19 protein-coding genes are annotated in these 18,715 nt (G+C 66.5%); 6 read left to right on the forward strand and 13 right to left on the reverse strand.

Annotated elements, in window-relative coordinates:
• From MEU52_RS16290 to MEU52_RS16310, 5 genes are all read right to left on the reverse strand, one after another.
• A complete protein-coding gene (locus MEU52_RS16290; RefSeq protein WP_238122098.1) occupies nt 1–2,223 on the reverse strand; it encodes a QueT transporter family protein in 2,223 nt (740 codons plus the stop codon).
• A gap of 243 nt (nt 2,224–2,466) precedes the next feature.
• On the reverse strand, nt 2,467–4,602 hold the full coding sequence (locus MEU52_RS16295; RefSeq protein ID WP_238122097.1) for a molybdopterin-containing oxidoreductase family protein: 2,136 nt from the start codon (nt 4,600–4,602) through the stop codon (nt 2,467–2,469).
• 70 nt (nt 4,603–4,672) lie between these two features.
• On the reverse strand, nt 4,673–5,404 hold the full coding sequence (locus MEU52_RS16300) for a TerC family protein (RefSeq protein WP_238122096.1): 732 nt from the start codon (nt 5,402–5,404) through the stop codon (nt 4,673–4,675).
• 267 nt (nt 5,405–5,671) lie between these two features.
• Nucleotides 5,672–6,094: a nucleoside-diphosphate kinase gene (ndk, locus tag MEU52_RS16305; protein WP_238122095.1), complete on the reverse strand. Its 423-nt coding sequence runs from the start codon at nt 6,092–6,094 to the stop codon at nt 5,672–5,674.
• A 133-nt stretch (nt 6,095–6,227) separates the two neighbouring features.
• Nucleotides 6,228–6,917: a TetR/AcrR family transcriptional regulator gene (locus MEU52_RS16310; RefSeq protein ID WP_238122094.1), complete on the reverse strand. Its 690-nt coding sequence runs from the start codon at nt 6,915–6,917 to the stop codon at nt 6,228–6,230.
• Nucleotides 6,918–7,009: 92 nt separating this feature from the next.
• Here MEU52_RS16310 and MEU52_RS16315 point away from each other — a divergent pair, with 92 nt between their 5' ends.
• Nucleotides 7,010–8,011: an aldo/keto reductase gene (locus tag MEU52_RS16315; RefSeq protein ID WP_238122093.1), complete on the forward strand. Its 1,002-nt coding sequence runs from the start codon at nt 7,010–7,012 to the stop codon at nt 8,009–8,011.
• 22 nt (nt 8,012–8,033) lie between these two features.
• Here the strand turns inward: MEU52_RS16315 and MEU52_RS16320 are convergent, their stop codons facing one another.
• Nucleotides 8,034–8,429 carry an acyl-CoA thioesterase gene (locus MEU52_RS16320; RefSeq protein ID WP_238122092.1) on the reverse strand — a complete coding sequence of 132 codons (396 nt, stop codon included), beginning with the start codon at nt 8,427–8,429 and terminating at the stop codon, nt 8,034–8,036.
• Nucleotides 8,430–8,735: 306 nt separating this feature from the next.
• Between MEU52_RS16320 and MEU52_RS16325 the strand changes: the two genes are divergently transcribed.
• From MEU52_RS16325 to MEU52_RS16345, 5 genes are all read left to right on the forward strand, one after another.
• Nucleotides 8,736–9,830, forward strand: coding sequence for a linear amide C-N hydrolase (locus MEU52_RS16325; RefSeq protein ID WP_238122091.1), 1,095 nt, complete (start codon nt 8,736–8,738; stop codon nt 9,828–9,830).
• 227 nt (nt 9,831–10,057) lie between these two features.
• On the forward strand, nt 10,058–10,432 hold the full coding sequence (gene rplU / locus MEU52_RS16330; protein WP_238122090.1) for a 50S ribosomal protein L21: 375 nt from the start codon (nt 10,058–10,060) through the stop codon (nt 10,430–10,432).
• Between the two features lie 20 nt (nt 10,433–10,452).
• On the forward strand, nt 10,453–10,725 hold the full coding sequence (rpmA, locus tag MEU52_RS16335; RefSeq protein ID WP_238122089.1) for a 50S ribosomal protein L27: 273 nt from the start codon (nt 10,453–10,455) through the stop codon (nt 10,723–10,725).
• Nucleotides 10,726–10,907: 182 nt separating this feature from the next.
• Nucleotides 10,908–11,543 (forward strand): GNAT family N-acetyltransferase, encoded by a 636-nt coding sequence (locus MEU52_RS16340; RefSeq protein ID WP_238122088.1) that lies wholly within the window; start codon nt 10,908–10,910, stop codon nt 11,541–11,543.
• A 135-nt stretch (nt 11,544–11,678) separates the two neighbouring features.
• Entirely contained in the window at nt 11,679–12,188 is a 510-nt protein-coding gene (locus MEU52_RS16345) for an RNA pyrophosphohydrolase (RefSeq protein WP_238122087.1), read from the forward strand.
• 45 nt (nt 12,189–12,233) lie between these two features.
• Here MEU52_RS16345 and cynS read toward each other — a convergent pair whose 3' ends face one another.
• The 7 genes from cynS to MEU52_RS16380 all read right to left on the reverse strand — a co-directional run bounded on the left by cynS (nt 12,234) and on the right by MEU52_RS16380 (nt 18,696).
• Nucleotides 12,234–12,716 (reverse strand): cyanase, encoded by a 483-nt coding sequence (gene cynS, locus MEU52_RS16350; protein ID WP_238122086.1) that lies wholly within the window; start codon nt 12,714–12,716, stop codon nt 12,234–12,236.
• 75 nt (nt 12,717–12,791) lie between these two features.
• On the reverse strand, nt 12,792–13,703 hold the full coding sequence (locus tag MEU52_RS16355; protein ID WP_238122085.1) for an ABC transporter ATP-binding protein: 912 nt from the start codon (nt 13,701–13,703) through the stop codon (nt 12,792–12,794).
• Nucleotides 13,704–13,708: 5 nt separating this feature from the next.
• A complete protein-coding gene (ntrB, locus tag MEU52_RS16360) occupies nt 13,709–14,548 on the reverse strand; it encodes a nitrate ABC transporter permease (protein ID WP_238122084.1) in 840 nt (279 codons plus the stop codon).
• Nucleotides 14,549–14,551: 3 nt separating this feature from the next.
• On the reverse strand, nt 14,552–15,919 hold the full coding sequence (locus MEU52_RS16365; RefSeq protein WP_238122083.1) for a CmpA/NrtA family ABC transporter substrate-binding protein: 1,368 nt from the start codon (nt 15,917–15,919) through the stop codon (nt 14,552–14,554).
• A gap of 91 nt (nt 15,920–16,010) precedes the next feature.
• Entirely contained in the window at nt 16,011–17,207 is a 1,197-nt protein-coding gene (locus MEU52_RS16370; protein ID WP_238122082.1) for an NAD(P)/FAD-dependent oxidoreductase, read from the reverse strand.
• Entirely contained in the window at nt 17,204–17,818 is a 615-nt protein-coding gene (locus tag MEU52_RS16375) for a 2-hydroxychromene-2-carboxylate isomerase (protein WP_238122081.1), read from the reverse strand. The genes MEU52_RS16370 and MEU52_RS16375 overlap by 4 nt, the downstream gene beginning before the upstream one ends.
• 14 nt (nt 17,819–17,832) lie before the next feature.
• Nucleotides 17,833–18,696, reverse strand: a complete 864-nt coding sequence (locus tag MEU52_RS16380) for a sulfurtransferase (RefSeq protein WP_238122080.1) — start codon at nt 18,694–18,696, stop codon at nt 17,833–17,835.
• Between the last annotated feature and the right edge of the window lie 19 nt (nt 18,697–18,715).

Here is an 18,715-nt window from a genome sequence, read left to right on the forward strand (position 1 = left end):
TCAATGGTTCGACGCGGTGGTCTGCGGTGTGTTCAGCCAGCCCCAGCGATTGTTGCGGTAGACCAGGCTCCAGTCGCCATATTTCATGAAGGCGACGGTGGGGGACCTGTCGTTCTGGGTTGGCGGGCCGAGGGGGGTCGTGTCGGCCTTGGGCTCGGCGGGGTTGCTTGGCGGCACCGGGTAAAGGCTCAGCCTGCCGTCGCTGGCCAGGGTGAGCGCGCTGCCGCCGCTGAGAGCGTTGAACTGCGCGCCGTCCAACTGGTTGAACTTCTCGAGCTCATTCCTGTCGAAAGCGAGTGCCACGGCGATGTGGTGGGGAAAGCGGTAATGGCGGGCGCTGTCCACCGTCAGGGCCAGCAGCTTGCCATAGGATTCGGCGATCAGGTCCTTGTCGGCGTCGGCGCGGGTCTGTCGCCATTTCTGCAGCACCACCGCGCGGATATAATGAACATACGCTTCCGCAGCGGTCTGCTCCGGCGCCGAGAGCGCGCCCCTGGTGGCGCTGATCTGCTGGAGCCGCGTCCTGATGTCGGCCACATCCGCATTGGTCAGGTCATCGGCGAAGAAATATTCGTAGATGGCGTTGTACAGCATGCGGGCATAAGCGTCGGCCAGCTGTGCTTTCTGGAGGGTGTCGCGACTGGTCCGCAACTGGTCCTCGATACTCTGCTGGATCTCACGCGCGGGGTAGTTTGCGACCACCAGCTGGGCGCTGGTGCGCACTGTCGCGTCGTTGGCCGAGAGGCTGGCGATGACTGCCTTGCGCAGCTTGTCGCTCCAGGGCAGCGCGATTGAGAGGTCGCGCATGCGTCCGGGCCGGGCCGGCTGGGCGGGCGCCGCGCAGCGTCCGGCCCGCTGGGCCCGATTGGCGATGGAGATGGACCAGCACAGATCCACCTCGGACGTGACGGCGCGCACCAGATCCAGGAGCTGCCTCTGGGTGTCCACCGCCTCTGTCGAGAGCGTGGGCTCGGCGGCAAGGTCGGCGAGCCGGTCGGCGATGCGATTGCGGGCGCAGGACCATTGTTCCACGACGGTCTTGAGCTGATCCTTCTCGATGGTGAGTTGGTCGATGATCCGATCGACGGCTGCGTTTGCCGCCATTTGATCACACGCGCGAGTGGCGTGGCCGGTCGTGCGCTTCGTCGGGATCGTCGTCGCAGGCTCCGGCGTCATCGGGAGGGAGGAGCGGACAACCTCCGTATCGCTGATCTGCATGGACTTCTCGCTTGGCGACACACTTTCTCCGGGAGTGGCGCCCCCACGCGGCACCGCCGCGGGCGAGCCCCGGACATAGACGGCGATTTGTGACCGCTTCCAACTGCTGGCCATGGACCTGAATTGTTCCACCGGCCCGAGCGGCACCACCCAGATGTCAGAGTTGACCCAGACAGGAATGCTGCGCGCGCTGGTCGCGGAGCCGGTGTTGGCGATGTTTGCCTGCGTATTGGGTGGCTGCAGTGGCTGCGCTTCAGCGACCTGAAGACACGAGTCGATCGCGATCGGCGGCCCCAGCGCAGCAGGGCCTTGGCCGCTTGCGCTACGGTGGTTGGAGATGGCGGGGTCGTGGACAAAATCAAATGCGAATATTTTTTCGTCCGCGTTTATCTCACCTGTATCGACCTTATATATGTCGTTTTTTATTTTTGGCGGATCGCTTTGCACCTTGATGTTTATGTCGCATTTAAACTTAAAAATTGAGTTGTTAACGATTCTAAAAATTTCTATTGAGTGGTGAATATTTGTTTTTCCGCTTAAAACAAATAGGATAGTTCCATCGTAATTTCCAGCATATTCACGTTCATCAGTAGTGATTAATTTGGATGAGTTATTGTGAGAAATCCGAGCGAAGGTCGGGGGCTCCTGGGGTTGCGTCCATCCGGAGACTTGCCGGAAATTGCGAATGACGAAAGCGGCCTGATCCGCGTTGCAGGTGCCGGGAACGGTCGCAAGCACGATGATGATGCACAGCACGAAGGCGCCGGCGCCGCCTGCGGCGCGCATGGGGATGCCGAAGACCGTGCCCCTCAGGCCCACGGTGCCGCCCAAGGCCGCCAGAAAGCAGCCCACCGCCGTGGCGATGATGAATGCCGACGTCACCCGGGAGAGTTCACAGGAGAAACGCAGGGTCGTGACCGCCCACAGCGCCACCAGCAGCATGATGATGGTGACCAGGGCCACGCCCAGCATCATCATCGGGTGATGGCCGGAGATGCGCTCCACGGGAATGTCGTCTTCGGCGCGACGTCCACGGGGCTGTCCCGAACGCCCGCGCCTGTCGCCGCGCGGCGGGGGGGATGCGCTTGATCCCTCGGTCGCATCACCCCGTGTCGGGCCCGGTTCGGTGCCCGTGGGAGTGGGGTTGGAGGAGGCCGCGGCTGCGGTGTCGTCGGTGTCTTGCGGGCACATGGTCGGCCCCCCGATGATCTGGGTGGCTACAACCATAAATATATAAATTTGTGTTAATCAACTCTTAACTTTTTGCCGCACCCGCACGCGGTTGTCGTGGAAGGCGGCGCCGCCCACCGGGGCGACCGGGTCGGCGCCGGTCAGGGTGTTGATGCCGCGACCGCCGGCGTGGGCGCGGTTGGGTTGGATCTGCTCGGACACCACCACCCCGCGCCGCACGCCCTCGAACAGCCGCAGGTCGAGCTGCACCCGGCCACGGGCGCTCTCCACCTCCACCGGATCGCCGGCGGCAAGGCCCAGCATGGCGGCGTCGTCCGGATGCATCAGCAGCGAGGGCGGGCCTTCCCGCTCCGCCGAGGTCGCGGTTTCCGTGAAGGTGGAATTGAGGAAGCTGCGGGCCGGCGCGGTGACGAGGCGGAACGGGTAATCGGATGTCGCCTCCTCGATCACGTCCCAATGGTCGGGCAACGCGGGCATCTGCGCCACCGGGCCGAACTTGCCCGGCGCCGCGAACGGCAGGCCGGCCCAGTCGGCGGCGAAATGGAAGCGCTTGTCGCCATGGCCGAAGCCATCGAGGAAATGGGCGGTCTCGAACGGCTCGTGCACATCAAGGAAGCGCGCCGCCTCCAGCTCCGCGAGGCTGCCGCGGCCGCTCATCCGCAAGGTTTCGTCGATGATCTCGCGCGGGCTGAGGGTGAAGCCCCGATGGTGGGCGCCGAGCCGGCCGGCCAGGGCGCAGACCACCTCGTGGTTGGATCGGCACGCGCCCGGCGGCTCCACCAGTTTGGGGCCGAACAGCACATGGGGGTGCCCGCCGGCCTGATAGAGGTCGTCATGCTCGGTGAACATGGTGGCGGGCAGCACGATGTCGGCCATGCGGGCGGTGTCGGTCATGAACTGCTCATGGGCCACCACGAACAGGTCGTCGCGGGCGAAGCCGGCGCGCACCTTCTCCTGCTCCGGCGCCACCACCACCGGATTGGTGTTCTGGATGAACAGCGCCGCCACCTTCGGTCCGGCCCCCAGGGCCTCGGCATCGCCGGTGAGGATGGGGCCAATGCGCGACTGGTCGAGGGCGCGGGTCGCGGGGTCACGCATGTCGAGGCCTTCGATGAGGGTCTTGTTCCAGCCGTAGATGCCGGACAGCGTGTGCACGGCGCCGCCGCCAAGCTGCTGCCAGGCCCCCGTCACCACCGGTATGGAGGCCACCGCATGCATGTTCACCGCCCCGTTGCGCGAGCGCGAGACGCCGTAGCCGATGCGGAAGAAGGCGCGGGGCGTCGCTCCCACCAGCGCCGCATAGGCCTCGATCTCCGCTTCCGGCAGGCCGGTGATGGCCGCCGCCCACGCCGGGGTGCGGCTGGCGACATGGGCTTCCAGCTCGGCGGTGTCGCGGGCGTAGCCATCGAGATAGGCGCGGTCGGCGTGGTCGTCGCGGAACAGCACGTGCATGACCGCGCAGGCGAGCGCGCCGTCGGTGCCGGGGCGGATCAGCAGGGGAATGTCCGCCTGCTCCATGGTGGGGGTGCGATAGACGTCCACCACCGCGATCCTGGCGCCCCGCTCCTTGCGGGCCTTGATGGCGTGGGTCATCACATTGACCTGGGTGGACACGGCGTTGGTGCCCCACAGGGTGATGAGGTCGGCCTGCGCCATCTCCCGCGGATCGGCGCCCGAGAGCCGCCCGGCACCGGCCAGATAGCCGCTCCAGGCGGGGTTCACGCAGATGGTGGAGAAGAAGCGGGAATAGCCCTTGGCATGGGTCAGCCGGTTGATGCCGTCGCGCATCACCAGACCCATGGTGCCGGCATAATAATAGGGCCAGATGGATTGGGCGCCGTGGGCCCGCTCGGCCGCCAGGAGGCCGTCCGCCACGAGGTCGAGGGCCTCGTCCCAGGAGATGGGGGTGAACTGGCCTGAGCCCTTGGGCCCGGTGCGCTTGAGCGGCGTCAGCAGCCGGTCGGGATGGTTGGCGCGCTCGGCATAGCGGGCGACCTTGGCGCAGATGACGCCGGCGGTATAGCTGTTGTCGCGGGCGCCCCGCACCCGGCCGATGCGGCCTGTGGGCTCGATCTCCACCTCCAGCGCGCAGGTGGAGGGGCAGTCGTGCGGGCAGGCGGAGGCGCGCACGAGAGGCCGGGAGGGGACGGGACGGGAAACGGCGGGGGCCGGCGGGGCAACACGGCTGATCATGCCCGCACCTTAGACAAAGGACAAACCGCCGTCGCCTGCTTTCCGCAGGCCCCGGCGGCCAGGCCGGGGCTTACGCCTCGGCCTCCGCCTTGTCGCCACGGCGGCGCAGGTAGAGCCCGAGGCCCACGACGAACACCGCGCCGATGGTGGAGGCGAGGTAGCGGGGCAAAGCGGCGGGATGGGCGCCGTGATCGTCCACCGCCACCAGGGAGGGATCGAGATGGGCCAGGCCCTGCAGGGACAGAGCATCACCCACCAGCATCTCGCCGGCGATCCAGCCGAGCAGCGCCGCGCCCGCCCAGATGAGCAGCGGGAAGCGGGTGAGCAGCCGCAGCAGGATCTGCGAGCCGAACACGATCAGCGGAATGGTGAGCAGCAGGCCGAAGATGAACAGCTCGGGGTGGCCGCGGGAGGCGGCGGCGATGGCCACCACATTGTCGAGGCTCATCACCGCATCGGCGATGGCGATGGTGCGCACCGCCTTGAACAGAGTGTCCGCCGCCTTCACCTCATGGGCATCGCCATCACCATCTGTGGCGAGCTTCAGGGCGATCCACAGCAGCAGCAGGCCGCCCACGATCTTCAGAAACGGGATGCCCAGCAGCAGCGAGACCGCCAGGGCGAACAGAATGCGCAGCACCACGGCGGCGCCGGCGCCCAGAATGATGCCCCAGGTGCGCTGGGATTTCGGCAGGGAGCGGCAGGCCAGGGCGATCACCACCGCATTGTCGCCGGACAACAGCAGGTCGATCCAGACCACCTGGAGCAGCGAGACCCAGAAGGTGGGGGCGGTGAGATCCATGGGCGTTCCCGTCGGGTGGGCGATGATTCCAAACGCGGGGCGCGGCCGGCGATTGGGTCAGGGCTGGGCGCAGGTTGAGGCGGCGGGGCAGCCCGTGCTCGCCGCATGGGCAGGTGTCTTAAGGGGCAGCACCCGTGGCGTCCAGGCGCAAACGGTTGCGGTTTTGCTCCGCGACACGCTCCGCACGATGGGCGTCGGCCGGGCCGGTGGCCATGATGGCCGGAGCGTGTAAGCGGGGCCCGGACGCGCCGGGCCCCAGGGACAGCCTCAGCCGACGATCTCGTTGCCGGCGAAGAACTGGGCGATTTCCACCGCGGCGTTCTCGGCGCTGTCGGAGCCATGGGCCGAGTTGGCCTCGATGGATTCGGCGAACAGCTTGCGAATGGTGCCGTCGGCGGCGTTGGCCGGGTTGGTGGCGCCCATCACGTCGCGATACTTGGCGATGGCGCCCTCGGCCTCCAGCACCTGCACCACCACCGGACCGGAGGTCATGAAGGCGACGAGGTCGTTGAAGAAGGGCCGCTCCTTGTGAACGGCATAAAAGGTCTCGGCCTGGGCCTTGGTCATCAGCACGCGCTTCTGCGCGACAATGCGCAAGCCGGCCTTCTCGATCACGGCGTTGACGGCGCCGGTGAGATTGCGACGGGTCGCGTCGGGCTTGATGATCGAGAAGGTGCGCTCGATCGCCATGGGGATCGTCCTGTTCTGCTTGGGGAATGAAACGCCGCGCAAGGGCGGGATGGCGCGGCTCTTAGCAGCCGCGCCGGTGCGGGGCAAGCTGGGGCGGCGCGGGGCACCCTTGCCTGTGGCGGAGCGGACCGGTTCAGCGCGGGGGCGTTTCCGGCGGCGGTGTGTCGCGCAGCAGGGCGCCGATGGCGCGATCGACCGCCGCATCGGCGCAGAACGCCACCGGCACGCCCAGCACGCGGGGCCAGAACAGTGGTTCCTTGATCGCCCCCAGAAACTGGGCGGCCGCCAGGGTCGGGTCGAGGCCCGGCGAGAGCCGGCCGGCGGCGGCCAGGCTGGCCAGATAGGTGGCGAGCCCTTTCACCGCCGGTTCCTTGCCGGCGGCGAAATAGGCGCGGGACAATTCCGGAAAGCGCGGCGCCTCGGCGATCACCAGCCGCAGCAGGGGAATCACGTCCGGCCGGTCCCAATGGGCCTTGAGGCGGTCCACATAAGCGGAAAGTTCCTGGCGCGGGTTGGCGCCGGCCTCCGCCGGCAGCACCGGCGCGCGGGTGAAATGGGACCAGGCCTCGTCGATCACGGCGGCGAACAGATCCGCCTTGCTGGCGAAGTGGTGATAGAGAGTGCGCTTGGAGACCGGTGCGGCCGCCGCCACCGCATCCATGGAGGTGCCTTCGTAGCCCTTCTCCAGGAAGAGCAGGCGGGCGGCCTTGCGGATGCGCACGGCGGCGCCGCGCTTGTCGGCCACCGGCGGCTTGTCGGCGCAGGGCGGTGGGCTGGCGGGCGAAGGGGCGGCGGTTCCGCCGGGAGGAGGGGTCTCAGGCATTGACAAAGTAAACGGTACGGTGTAGTTTACATTTCAGTCCCCCGCCATTCGGCGCCGGACTCATCCTTTTCCCACATTCGAGAGGTCCCACCATGGACCATCCTTCTCTGGACCACCGCCCGCTTGGTCGCTCGGGTGTCACCGTGTCCGCCATCGGCCTCGGCTGCATGGGCATGTCCGAATTCTACGGCCCCAGCGACGACAATCAATCTCTGGAAACCCTGGCCGCGGCGCTGGATCTCGGCATCACCTTTTTCGACACCGCCGACATGTATGGCGTGGGTGCCAATGAGCGTCTGCTCGGGCGCTTCCTCAAGGGCCGTCGTGACCGCGTGGTGCTGGCCACCAAGTTCGGCAATGTCCGTGGGCCGAAGGGGGAGCGGCTCGGTGTCTGCGGCACGCCGGACTATGTGAAAAGCGCCTGCGACGCCAGCCTCGACCGGCTCGGCATCGACACCATCGATCTTTATTATCAGCACCGGGTGGACCCCAACACGCCCATCGAGGAGACGGTGGGGGCCATGAAGGCGCTGGTGGAGGCGGGCAAGGTGCGCTTCCTCGGCCTCTCCGAATGTTCGGTGGAGACTTTGCGGCGCGCCCACAAGGTGCATCCCATCACCGCGGTGCAGACCGAATACTCCCTATGGAGCCGCGAGCCCGAGCAGGAGATGCTGGAGGTCTGCCGTGAACTCGGTATCGCCTTCGTCGCCTACAGTCCGCTCGGCCGCTCGTTCCTGACCGGGGCGGTCTCCTCCCCCGACGCGCTGGCCTCCGACGATTTCCGCCGTGCCAATCCGCGCTTTTCCGGCGAGGCCTTCGCTCAGAACCACAAACTGGTGGAGGCGCTGGCGGATTTCGCCACCGCCAAGGGGGCGACCAACGCCCAGATCGCCTTGGCGTGGATCCTGAACAAGCAGGAGCACGTCATCCCCATTCCGGGCACGCGGCGGATCAAGTATCTCACCGAGAACGTGGCCGCGACCTTCATCCGCCTCACGCCGGCGGAGCTCGCCACCCTCGACGGCCTGTTTGCGCCGGCGGCGGTGGCCGGCACCCGCTATGCGGCGCCGGCCATGGCCGGGCTTGGCCTCTAGGCTCCCGTTCGGCCGTCGGAGGTCATTCCTCCGGCGGCAGCGGGCGGGGGCGACCTGTTTCGTCGATGGCCACGAAGGTGAACACGGCTTCGGTCACCTTGGTGGTTTCCTCGCTGTCTCGGGCCCGGCGCCAGGCTTCCACCTCGATGCGCATGGAGCTGCGGCCGGACTTCACCAGGTGGCCGAACAGGCTCACCTCGTCTCCCACCACCACCGGCGACAGGAAGCTCATGGCTTCCACCGCCACCGTGGCGGCACGACCGCGCGACCGGCGCGCGGCGACGTTGCCGGCGGCCAGATCCATCTGCGACATCAGCCAGCCACCGAAAATATCGCCGCTCGGGTTGGTGTCCGCCGGCATGGCGATGGTGCGGATGACGGGGGCGCCCGCCGGCATCTTGGATTCCTTGTCGTACATCTACCCTCTCCAGCGCCCCGGCCGGTCACTCCGGGCCCCTCCGGCACGCGCCCCTCGATTAGACAAATTTCAGGTTGGATACACCCAAATTTGATCCATCTCAGAGAAATGGGGGCGAAGCCGTGCTCTTTTCTGCTTGTCCATGTCTTTTCGGGGCAGACAGGGCATGGATCACCGGCTCCGCCTGGCTGTGTGGGCGGAGCCGGTATCTCTTTCTTGAAATTTCTCCATTGGAATGATGGCATGAGCGTCGCGCCCATGCCGCGGCGCCGGCAACAACGGCTCTGTCATCGCCGGAGAGGTTTCATGCGCACCCTTCACCCGTCCCTGTTCCGTCGCATCGCTGCCGGCTGTGCCGTGGCCCTCATCGCCGCCGCGCCGGCGCAGGCCTGCACCCGCGCCACCTATCTCGGCGGTGACAATGTGGTGGTGACCGGCCGGTCCATGGACTGGGCGGAAGACATGCGCACCAATCTCTGGGCATTTCCCGCCGGCATCAGCCGCGATGGCGCGGCCGGGGCCAACACGCCGAAATGGGTCTCCAAATACGGCAGTGTCATCGCCTCCGGCTATGACGTGGGCACCGCCGACGGCATGAACGAGAAGGGGCTGGTGGCCAACCTGCTCTATCTCGCCGAATCCCAATATCCCGCGCCCAACGGCCGGCCGACCCTCTCCATGGCCCTGTGGGCCCAATATGTGCTCGACAATTTCGCCACCGTGGATGAAGCGGTGAAGGTGCTGGAGAAGGAGCCGTTCGTGGTTGCCACGGCGGAGTTGCCCAATGGCCGTGCTGCCCAGCTGCACCTCGCCATCTCCGATTCCAGCGGCGACAGCGCCATCTTCGAGTATCTGGACGGCAAGCTGGTGATCCACCACGGCCGGCAGTATCAGGTGATGACCAATTCGCCGTCCTACGACCAGCAACTGGCCCTCAACGCTTATTGGGCGGCCATCGGCGGCACCGTGTTCCTGCCGGGCACTTTCCGGGCGGCGGATCGGTTCGCGCGGGCGAGCTTCCTCATCAAATCCCTGCCCACCAAGGCCGAGCCGGCCATCATCACCGCGGTGCCGGACCAGACCTACGACAATCAGGCGGTGGCGTCGGTGGCGAGCGTCATGCGGGCGGTGAGCGTGCCGCTGGGCTTCATCGAGCCGGGCTCCCCCAACATCGCCTCCACCCTCTGGCGGACGGTGAGCGACCAGAAGAACAAGGTCTATTTCTTCGATTCCGCCACCAGCCCCAACACCTTCTGGGTGCCGCTGAGCGATCTGGACCTGAAGCCGGGCGCACCGGTGAAGACCCTTACCCTCACCGGCGGCAGGGTCTATTCCGGCAATGCGGCCAAGCTGTTCGCACCGGCGACCCCGTTCACCTTCATGAAAGTGAACGTCAAATAGGCCCCGCCAGGGGCTGTCGCTGTGGCACCGCACCATAAACGTGGCGCATGGCACGACGGGAAGCCGCCCGCCCGCGGACATTGACTTCGGCCCCCGGCTTCCTGTATCGAACCGACTTCGCGCGGGCGCTTGCGTCCGCATTCCAACCCGACCGAAAGAAGCCCACCCTCTTCCGTCTTCTCCGGAAGCCGCAAGAGAGGCGTGGCGGAACACGAAAGCGAGACAGAATGTTCGCGGTCATTAAGGCAAACGGCAAGCAGTATCGCGTTGCCGCCGCCGATGAGATCACCATCGATCACCTCGACGCCGAGGTGGGTGCCGTGTTCACCTTCCCGGTGCTGATGCTGGGTGGCAAGGTCACCGCCGTGGGCGCCCCCCATGTGAATGGCGCCGTGGTGACCGGCGAGGTGGTCGAGCAGACCCGTGGTGACAAGGTCATCGCGTTCAAGAAGCGCCGCCGGCAGAATTCGCGCCGCAAGCGGGGCTTCCGCGCCGACCTCACCGTGGTGCGGATCACCGAGATTTCCGGCCTGGGCGAGAGCGTCAAGGCTGAGGCTAAAACCGAAGGCGCGCCGGCCCCCGAGGCCGCCGCTGGCGCCTGATCTGAACGAGGAGAGCAACAATGGCTCATAAAAAGGCAGGCGGCTCGTCCCGTAACGGTCGCGATTCAGAGAGCAAGCGCCTTGGCGTGAAGAAGTTCGGTGGCCAGGCGGTCATTCCGGGCAACATCATCGTGCGCCAGCGCGGCACCAAGTGGCATCCCGGCACCAACGTGGGCATCGGCAAGGATCACACCCTGTTCGCCCTCGTGCCCGGCAAGGTCGAGTTCCGAACCAAATCGAACGATCGCACCTACGTATCTGTCGTTCCCGCTGCCGCTGAGGCAGCTGAGTAAGACGGCGAGACCTGAAGAATGCAGGATCCCGCCGGTCTCGTAGACCCGGTGGGAACCTGAGCCAGGATCCCGAGACGCCAAAAGGATCAATGATCCGGCGCCGCGAGAACAGGGCTCCAGAACGAACCGGGGAGACGAGACGTCTTCCCGGTTTTCGTTTGTCCACCCGACTGGAGCCCGCCATGACCGTCGTTGAAACGCCCTTTGGAGCGCCGCTCGCGGAGAGCTGTATCCCCGTCCTCGAAACCGATCGGCTGGTGCTCCGCGCCCCGTGCATCGAGGACGTTCACGCCGTCGCGGAGCTCGCCAACAACCGCAAGATCGCGGAAATGACCGCGAACCTGCCCTTTCCCTATCGTCCGTCCGATGCTCATGCCTTCGTCGAGACCCTGGGCGCCACGCCCGATGCCACCACTTTTGCGCTGCTGCTGAAGGGCGGCGAGGGCCAGCTCGAGTTCATCGGCATGTGCGGTTTCGGCCGTCGCCCCACGGAGCTGGCGCCGGAGCTCGGCTATTGGGTGGGTGAGCCCTATTGGGGCCAGGGCCTGGCCACCGAGGCGGCCCGGGCCGTCATCGACTATGCCTTTTCTGAAACCACCATCGGCGTGCTTTCCGGCGCCGCGCGGGTGGTCAATCCCGCCTCGCGCCGGGTGCTGGAGAAGTGCGGCTTCCAGTGGTGCGGCGTCGGCCTGTGCCAGGTGCGCGCGCTTGGCGCCTCGGTGCCGGTGGATCGCTTCCAGCTCGATCGGCGCACCTGGGCCTCGCTGCGGGCCTGGGGCTCCACCGTGCTGCCGCATCTGCGCGCCGCCGCCCATTGAGGGCCGCTCGATGATGATCCGGCTCGGGTGCGCGGGTGGCGCGCGGGCCGGATCGGCGACGACGCGTCCGCGGCCTCTTGCGCTGCGGCGCGGCAGGGGCCATCACACGCCGGTCACCTTCGCCGGGATTTTGCCATGAGCAAGCACCATCACGATCTTCCCTACCGCCCGTGCGTGGGGCTGTGCGTCTTCAACGGGGCGGGAAAAGTCTTTCTCGGTCGTCGCATCGGCGGGCCGGAGCATGTGGACGCGACCCATTCCTGGCAATTGCCGCAGGGGGGCATCGACAAGGGCGAGGAGCCGTTCGATGCGGCCCTGCGCGAGCTCTATGAAGAAACCTCCATGCGCTCGGTGACCAAGCTCGCAGAGGTGGAGGATTGGCTGACCTACGACCTGCCGGGCCGCATCGCGGGCGAGGCGTGGAAGGGCAAGTATCGCGGTCAGACCCAGAAGTGGTTCGCTCTACGCTTCACCGGCGCCGATGGTGAGATCAACATTTCCGCCCCCGGCGGCGGCGTGCACAAGCCCGAATTCATGGATTGGCGCTGGGCCGGCCTCGAAGAGGTGGTGGATCTGGTGATCCCCTTCAAGAAGCAGGTCTATGAGGACGTGGTGCGCAACTTCCGGCGCTTCGCCGACCTTTGACGCGCGCGGAGGGGCCGGGTGGCCCGAACCCCTCCGGACGTCGCCTCAGTCTTCCTTGTAGCCGAGGGACGGGATGCCCTGTTCGGCGCCGTAATATTTGTAGGGCAGGAACTTGCCCGACATGGTGATGCCGACCCGGTCGCCCTTCTCATTGGCCTGGCGGGTGATGTCCATGTCGAAATCGATGGCGGACATGATGCCGTCGCCGAACTCGTCCTCGATCAGCGCCTTGAGCGCCGGGCCGTTCACCAGGATCAGCTCGTAGAAGCGATAGATGAGCGGATCGGTGGGCGGCATGGGCATGCCGCGCATGGGCACCTCATTCAGCATCTTCTCTTCCATTTCGGAGAGGCCGAACAGGGTGGCGGCCTTCTTGGCCAGGGGCTTCACCAGCTTCATCTGGCCCAGCAGCGCGCCGGTGATGAGAACCGGGGAGATGCCGCCGATCTCCTCGCAGATATATTTCCAGCTCCAGCCCTTCTCGCGCTTGATGTCGAGGATCTTCTCGGTGAGTTCTTCACGCTTCATCGTGGTCTCCACTCGTCTTGTCTGCGTGGGGTGTGACAGGTCCGGCAGGCAGGGCCGCCCGCCGGCGCCATTGGGCTATGGTGCGCCGGCGGCGAGGGCCGGAGCGGGGGCGATGTCGGCGGCCGGCGCGCCAGTGCCGATCCGCACGACGGGCGGGTGGCGCGGGTCGTAGCCGGCGGGCTTGTCATCGCGGAAGGTGCGGCTGCGGCTCACCAGGAAATCCACCAGGTGATTGCGCAGCGGGTAGTAATCAGCGGCGCGGTGGACGCTGTCGCGGGCGCGATCCTTGGGCAGCGGGTTCTCCACCACCTCGGCGATCTGCGCCTCGGGGCCATTGGTCATCAGCACGATCTTGTCGGCGAGGTAGATGGCCTCGTCCACATCGTGGGTGATCATCACTACCGTTTGGCCGGTGCGGGTGCAGATGCGACGCACCTCGTCCTGCAGGGTGCCGCGGGTCAAGGCATCGAGGGCGGAGAAGGGTTCGTCCATGAGCAGGATCTTCGGCTCGATGGACAGCGCCCGGGCGATTCCCACCCTCTGGCGCATGCCGCCGGACAGCTCCGCCGGCTTCTTCATCTCGCTGCCCTTGAGGCCGACGAGGTCGATGAAGCGGCGGGCGCGCTCCTCCACCTCCGCCTTGCCGGCCCTGCGCCAGCGGGAGGAGACCGCATAGGCTACATTGCCCATGACGCTCTTCCAGGGCAGCAGCGCGTGGCCCTGGAAGATCACCGCGCGATCAAGGCTCGGCCCCTCGATGGCCTGGCCATCGACGATCACCGCGCCATCGGTCGGCGCTTCGAGGCCCGACAGGATGTTGAGCACCGAGGTCTTGCCGCAGCCGGAATGGCCGATGATGCAGACGAACTCGCCGCGCGCCACCTGCAGCCACAGGTCCTCGAAGATGGTGGTGACGCCGCCCTCGCGCTTGGGATAGCGCCGGGAAATGCCTTCGATGGAGATGAACTTGGGGTTCTGTTCTGCCATGGCGCTCACTCCGGAAAGGTCACGCGCCGCTGGAGGCGCGCCAGGATCAGGTCCAGCACCATGCCCACCACGCCGATCATCAGGATGCCGACGATCACATTGGCGATGGAAAGGTTGTTCCACTCGTTCCACACGAAATAGCCAATGCCGGTGCCGCCCACGAGCATCTCGGCCGCCACGATGACCAGCCAGGCAATGCCGATGGAGATGCGCATGCCGGTGAGGATGGTGGGCGCCGCCGCCGGCAGGATCACCGTGAACGCCCGGCGCCACGGCCCCACCTCCAGGGTGCGGGCCACATTCAGCCATTCCTTGCGCACTGCGCCGACCCCGAACGCGGTGTTCAGCAGCATGGGCCAGACCGAGCAGATGAAGATGACGAAGATGGCAGAGAGGTTGGAATCCTTGATGGTGTAGAGGGCGAGCGGCATCCAGGCCAAAGGCGAAATGGGCTTCAATACCTGGATGAACGGATCGAGCGCCCGATAGGCCAGCGCCGACATGCCGATGAGGAAGCCGAGCGGCACGGCCACCAGCACCGCGAGGCCGTAGCCGATAGCGACGCGGCCGATGGAATAGGCAAGCTGCAGCCCCAGCCCCTTGTCGTTGGGCCCGTTGTCGTAGAACGGATCCTTCAGGGCGTCCCACAGCTTGCCCGCCACCTCCACGGGCCCCGGCATGGCGGACTGGGCTCCGGCCGTGGTGATGCCCATCAGCTTCGCATATTCCGGATCGAGGGCCGGCCCCGAGCTTGCGCTCGGAGTGACGGCGATCTGCCAGACGAGGCAGAAGGCGAAGAACAGCACCACCGACAGGATGCCGGCGCGCACGCCGAGGCTCTTCATCTGTCAGCTCCGCTTGATGGCGAAGGAGTTGACGTATTCCTCGGGCTTGGCCGGGTCGAACATCTTGCCCATCACCGAAAAGCTCTTGGTGGTGGTGGCGGGCGGGGTGAGGCCCATTTCCTTCATCACCTTGGCGGCGTCGGTGGCGAGGAACACCTGGTTGGCGATGCCCTGGTAATCCACCTCGCCCTTCACCTGGCCCCAGCGCTTCATCTGGGTCAGCATCCACACCGCGAAGCTTTCCCACGGGAACGGATCGAAATCGATGCGGTTCGGGTCGTCCTTGATCTGGCCGAGGCCGTTCGCATACTTGCCCACCAGCACCTGCTCCAGCACGATGGGCGGCTGGTTGAGGTAGGCCGCCGGGGCGATGGCTTCGGCGATGGCCTTGCGGTTCTCTGCCTTGGAGGCGTAGCCGGTGGCATCGACAATGGCCCGGAGCAGCGCCGCATAAGTATTCGGCATGGTGGTGATGAATTCGCGGCTGGCGGCGAAGGCGCAGCACGGGTGTCCGTCCCACATGGACTTCGACAGGGAATGGATGAAGCCCACGCCATCATAAACGGCGCGTTGGGCGACATTGCCGGGGGCCAGGAAGCCGTCGATATTCTCGGCTCGCAGGTTCGCCACCATCTCCGGCGGCGGCACCACGCGCAGCTGCACGTCGTTGTCGGGGTCGATGCCGTTTTCCGCCAACAGATAGCGCAGCAGATAATTGTGCATGGAGAAGTCGTAGGGAATGGCGAACTTGAGGCCCTTCCAAGACTTCACGTCCATCTTGTCCTTGTGCTTGATGCCAAGGGTGAAAGACTGGCCGTTGATGTTCTCGATGGCGGCGGTGACGAACGGAATAGGGTTGGAGCCGATGCCCTGGGAGATGGCGAGCGGCATGGGCGCCAGCATGTGGGCGGCGTCGTATTCCTTGTTGATGGTCTTGTCGCGCACCACCGCCCAACCGGCGGTCTTCACCACGTCCACGTTGAGTCCGTGCTTCTTATAGAAGCCCATGGGGTGGGCCATGATGATGGGGGTGGCGCAGGTGATCGGGATGAAGCCCACCTTGAGGTCGGTCTTCTCCGGCTTGCCGGTGGCGGCGAAGGCTTCGGTGGCCGTATCCAGGGGGAAGAAGGTGCCGAGCGCCGCGGCCGCCGTGGAGGCGCCCACCGCCTTCAGAAAGGCGCGCCGCTTCAGGTCATTGGGGAACAGGGCCCGCATGAGGCCGGAGGCGACCACCTCCTTGTAGCGGCTCTCGTCATCGAGGGCCGCGGCCCGCTCCGCCGCGCGATGGGCATCCTCGTTCTCATGCTGCCCGCAGGCACACCGCCGGGACAGCTTCGACTTCGTTGAGAACGGGTTCGAGAACATCGACATCGGCGGATCTCCTTGACACTGGGCAGAGGAAGAGGCGTGTCACGCGCAGCACGCTCCGCAACGAGCATGCCAAGACTGACCTTGGGTGAGATTATCCAGGGGAGGGGGCGGGCTGCGGCTCCGGCGCCGCCAGGGCGCGGCGGGCCAGCATGTGGCTTTTCGGATCGTTCACCGAACAGACGGCAATCAGCCGCTCGCCGTGGAAATAGCGCACACAGAAGCGGGCGGCCGCGACGTCGCCGTCACATTCGGTGCGGGTGAAGCCGTCCAGCAGGCCGGCGATCTGCAGCTTCACGTCATACTGATCGGACCAGAACCAGGGGATCGGGTCATAGACCACGTTCGCCCCGGTGATGGCTTTGGCTGCAGCCTTTGCCTGATCGATGGCATTCTGCACGGATTCAAGGCGCACGCGCCGTCCGTAGAGCGCGCTGGGGAAGGAGGCGACATCGCCCACGGCGTAAACGTCGGGCGCGCTGGTGCGGGTGGCCGCATCCACCTTCACGCCGTTGTCGAGGGCGAGGCCGGCGGCCTGCGCCAGCTCGGCATTGGGCACCGCGCCCACGGCGGAGAGCACCAGATCCGCCGGCAGCACGCGGCCATCGGCCAGTTCCACCCTGCTGACGCGGTCGCTGCCGGTGAGGCGGGCCACCCCCATGCCGGTGAGGAGAGTGACGCCGTGGCCCTCGTGCAGGGCGCGGGCGAAGTCCGAGATGGTGGCGCAGGCCACCCGGGCCAGCACCCGGGGCTGGCCTTCCACCAATGTCACCTCCAGCCCGAGCTTGCGGGCCTTCGCCGCCACTTCGAGGCCGATATAGCCGCCGCCGATGATGACGAGCTTCGCCCCCGGCACGGCGGCGGCGCGGAACGCCTTCACATCGTCGATGGAGCGGATGGAATAGACGCCAGCCAGTTCCGCCCCCGGCACCGGCAGGGCGCGGGCCCGGGTGCCGGTGGCGATGAGCAGGGCGCCATAGGCGTGGCGGCTGCCGTCGGCCAGCTCCACCTGATGTTCGGCGGGCAGCAGGCGGGTGACGCGGGTGTTCAGATGCACCTCGACGGCGCTGTCGTCATAGAATTTGGGAGCTTTCAGCTCCAGCCGCTCCTCGCTCAGCTCGTCCCCCAGATAGGCCTTGGACAGGGGCGGGCGCTGGTAGGGCAGATAGGGCTCGTCGCCAAAGAGCACGATGTCGCCGGAGAAGCCCTCGGCGCGGAGCGAGGTGATGGCCTGGGCGGCGGCCTGGCCGGCGCCGACGATCACCACGGGGCCGTGGATGCGCGCGCTCATGCGGCGCCTCCCGCCGCCAGGGCCTTCAATTTGTCAGCGACAAAGTCGAGCCGGTCCTGGCCGAAGTAGAGTTCGCCATCGACGACGTAGGAGGGGGAGCCGAACACGCCGGCGCCGATGGCTTCGGCGGTGTTGCGCTCCACGCCCTCGGCTGCCGAGAGGGTGTCGGACAGGCTGACGAGGTGGGCGCCATCGAGCCCCACCTCGTTGGCGAGACGGATCAGGGTGTCGCGATCGGCGATCTGCAGGTCGCGCGCCCACACGGCGCCGAGGCAGGCGCCGATGAGGGCGGTGACATCGAGACCTTCACGCTGGGCGGCGACGATCATGCGGCAGGCCGGCAGGGTATCGGTCGGCCAGTAGGCCGGCTCGGTGGTGATGGGGATGCCGGCGCGCTTGGCCCAGCGGACGATGTCCTGCTTGCGATAGGCGTTGCGCTGCGGCGACTGCTTGGCCGGGGCGGTGGAGCCGCCCGCGGCGAACACTTGCAGGATGTCGACGGGGCGCCAGGAGATGGTGGCGCCATGCGCCCTGGCGATGGCGACGAGGCGCGCGTGCCCCAGATAGGCGTAGCCGGATTGCGGGCTGAAATAGCAGATGATCTCGGGCACGGCGTCTTGCTCCTCTAGCTGGCGGTCGCGGCCGGGTGCCCCTCCTCGATCGGCAGGGCCGGGTCGCGCGACCATTCGTTCCAGGAGCCAAAATACATCTTCACGTCCTTCACCCCTGCCTCTTTCAGAGCCAGGAAGGTGTTGGAGGCCCGTGCACCCTTGAAGCAGTAGAGATAGACCGGCGTGTCCGGGGTGATGCCCACGGTGGCGCATTCGGCCAGGATCTCGGGGGCGGATTTGAAGCGCGGCCCCTCGGCGGTGGGCTTCATCATGCGGTACCACTCGATCCACACGGCGCCGGGGATGCGACCCTTGCGGGGGCAGAAGTCCTTGCCATAGGGCGAGGAGCTTTCGCCGATCCACTCGTCCACGTCGCGCACGTCGAGCTTGGAGATGGCGGGATCGGACACCGCGTCCAGCATGGCGGCGGCATCGATGATGAGGGCGCCGGCGGCCTCGTCCATGGGGAAGGTGGCGGGGGCGGGTGCCGGCACGTCGGTGGTCACCGGCAGGCCGGCGTCAGCCCAGGCGGCAAAGCCGCCGTGCAGCACCTTGATCTTGGGATAGCCGAGGAAGGTGAGCAGGAAATAGCCGCGGCACGACTGGCCGAAGCCCGAATTCATGGACTGCTCGTAGATCACCGCCGTTTCCTTGCCGGAGAGGCCCGCCTTGCCGAAAGCCTCGGCGAACTTCTGCCGCAGCTCCGCATAGCCTTCCGGGGTGGAAGTGGCGAGATAGGTGAAGATCTCGTTGAGGTTCACCGCGCCGGGAATATGGCCGGTGGCGTAGCTGGCGGGATCACGGGTGTCGATCACCACCGTGGGTTCGGCGAGGATGAGGGACGAGAGTTCAGACGGCGTAATGAGCACTTCACTCATGATGATCCCCTCTCGAGAA

Origin of the sequence: Xanthobacter sp. NM-25 (assembly GCF_022138605.1) — a bacterium.
Taxonomy (GTDB): domain Bacteria; phylum Pseudomonadota; class Alphaproteobacteria; order Rhizobiales; family Xanthobacteraceae; genus Xanthobacter.

What these genes read in the sequence shown, in the direction of transcription:
- rplU (WP_238122090.1), top strand. Translation starts at nt 10,058, where the DNA reads ATGTTCGCGGTCATTAAGGCAAACGGCAAGCAGTATCGCGTTGCCGCC.
- ntrB (WP_238122084.1), bottom strand. Translation starts at nt 14,548, where the DNA reads ATGAAGAGCCTCGGCGTGCGCGCCGGCATCCTGTCGGTGGTGCTGTTC.
- MEU52_RS16300 (WP_238122096.1), bottom strand. Translation starts at nt 5,404, where the DNA reads ATGGATCTCACCGCCCCCACCTTCTGGGTCTCGCTGCTCCAGGTGGTC.
- MEU52_RS16315 (WP_238122093.1), top strand. Translation starts at nt 7,010, where the DNA reads ATGGACCATCCTTCTCTGGACCACCGCCCGCTTGGTCGCTCGGGTGTC.
- MEU52_RS16370 (WP_238122082.1), bottom strand. Translation starts at nt 17,207, where the DNA reads ATGAGCGCGCGCATCCACGGCCCCGTGGTGATCGTCGGCGCCGGCCAG.
- rpmA (WP_238122089.1), top strand. Translation starts at nt 10,453, where the DNA reads ATGGCTCATAAAAAGGCAGGCGGCTCGTCCCGTAACGGTCGCGATTCA.
- MEU52_RS16320 (WP_238122092.1), bottom strand. Translation starts at nt 8,429, where the DNA reads ATGTACGACAAGGAATCCAAGATGCCGGCGGGCGCCCCCGTCATCCGC.
- MEU52_RS16340 (WP_238122088.1), top strand. Translation starts at nt 10,908, where the DNA reads ATGACCGTCGTTGAAACGCCCTTTGGAGCGCCGCTCGCGGAGAGCTGT.
- MEU52_RS16345 (WP_238122087.1), top strand. Translation starts at nt 11,679, where the DNA reads ATGAGCAAGCACCATCACGATCTTCCCTACCGCCCGTGCGTGGGGCTG.
- MEU52_RS16295 (WP_238122097.1), bottom strand. Translation starts at nt 4,602, where the DNA reads ATGATCAGCCGTGTTGCCCCGCCGGCCCCCGCCGTTTCCCGTCCCGTC.
- cynS (WP_238122086.1), bottom strand. Translation starts at nt 12,716, where the DNA reads ATGAAGCGTGAAGAACTCACCGAGAAGATCCTCGACATCAAGCGCGAG.
- MEU52_RS16380 (WP_238122080.1), bottom strand. Translation starts at nt 18,696, where the DNA reads ATGAGTGAAGTGCTCATTACGCCGTCTGAACTCTCGTCCCTCATCCTC.
- MEU52_RS16355 (WP_238122085.1), bottom strand. Translation starts at nt 13,703, where the DNA reads ATGGCAGAACAGAACCCCAAGTTCATCTCCATCGAAGGCATTTCCCGG.
- ndk (WP_238122095.1), bottom strand. Translation starts at nt 6,094, where the DNA reads ATGGCGATCGAGCGCACCTTCTCGATCATCAAGCCCGACGCGACCCGT.
- MEU52_RS16310 (WP_238122094.1), bottom strand. Translation starts at nt 6,917, where the DNA reads ATGCCTGAGACCCCTCCTCCCGGCGGAACCGCCGCCCCTTCGCCCGCC.
- MEU52_RS16365 (WP_238122083.1), bottom strand. Translation starts at nt 15,919, where the DNA reads ATGTCGATGTTCTCGAACCCGTTCTCAACGAAGTCGAAGCTGTCCCGG.
- MEU52_RS16325 (WP_238122091.1), top strand. Translation starts at nt 8,736, where the DNA reads ATGCGCACCCTTCACCCGTCCCTGTTCCGTCGCATCGCTGCCGGCTGT.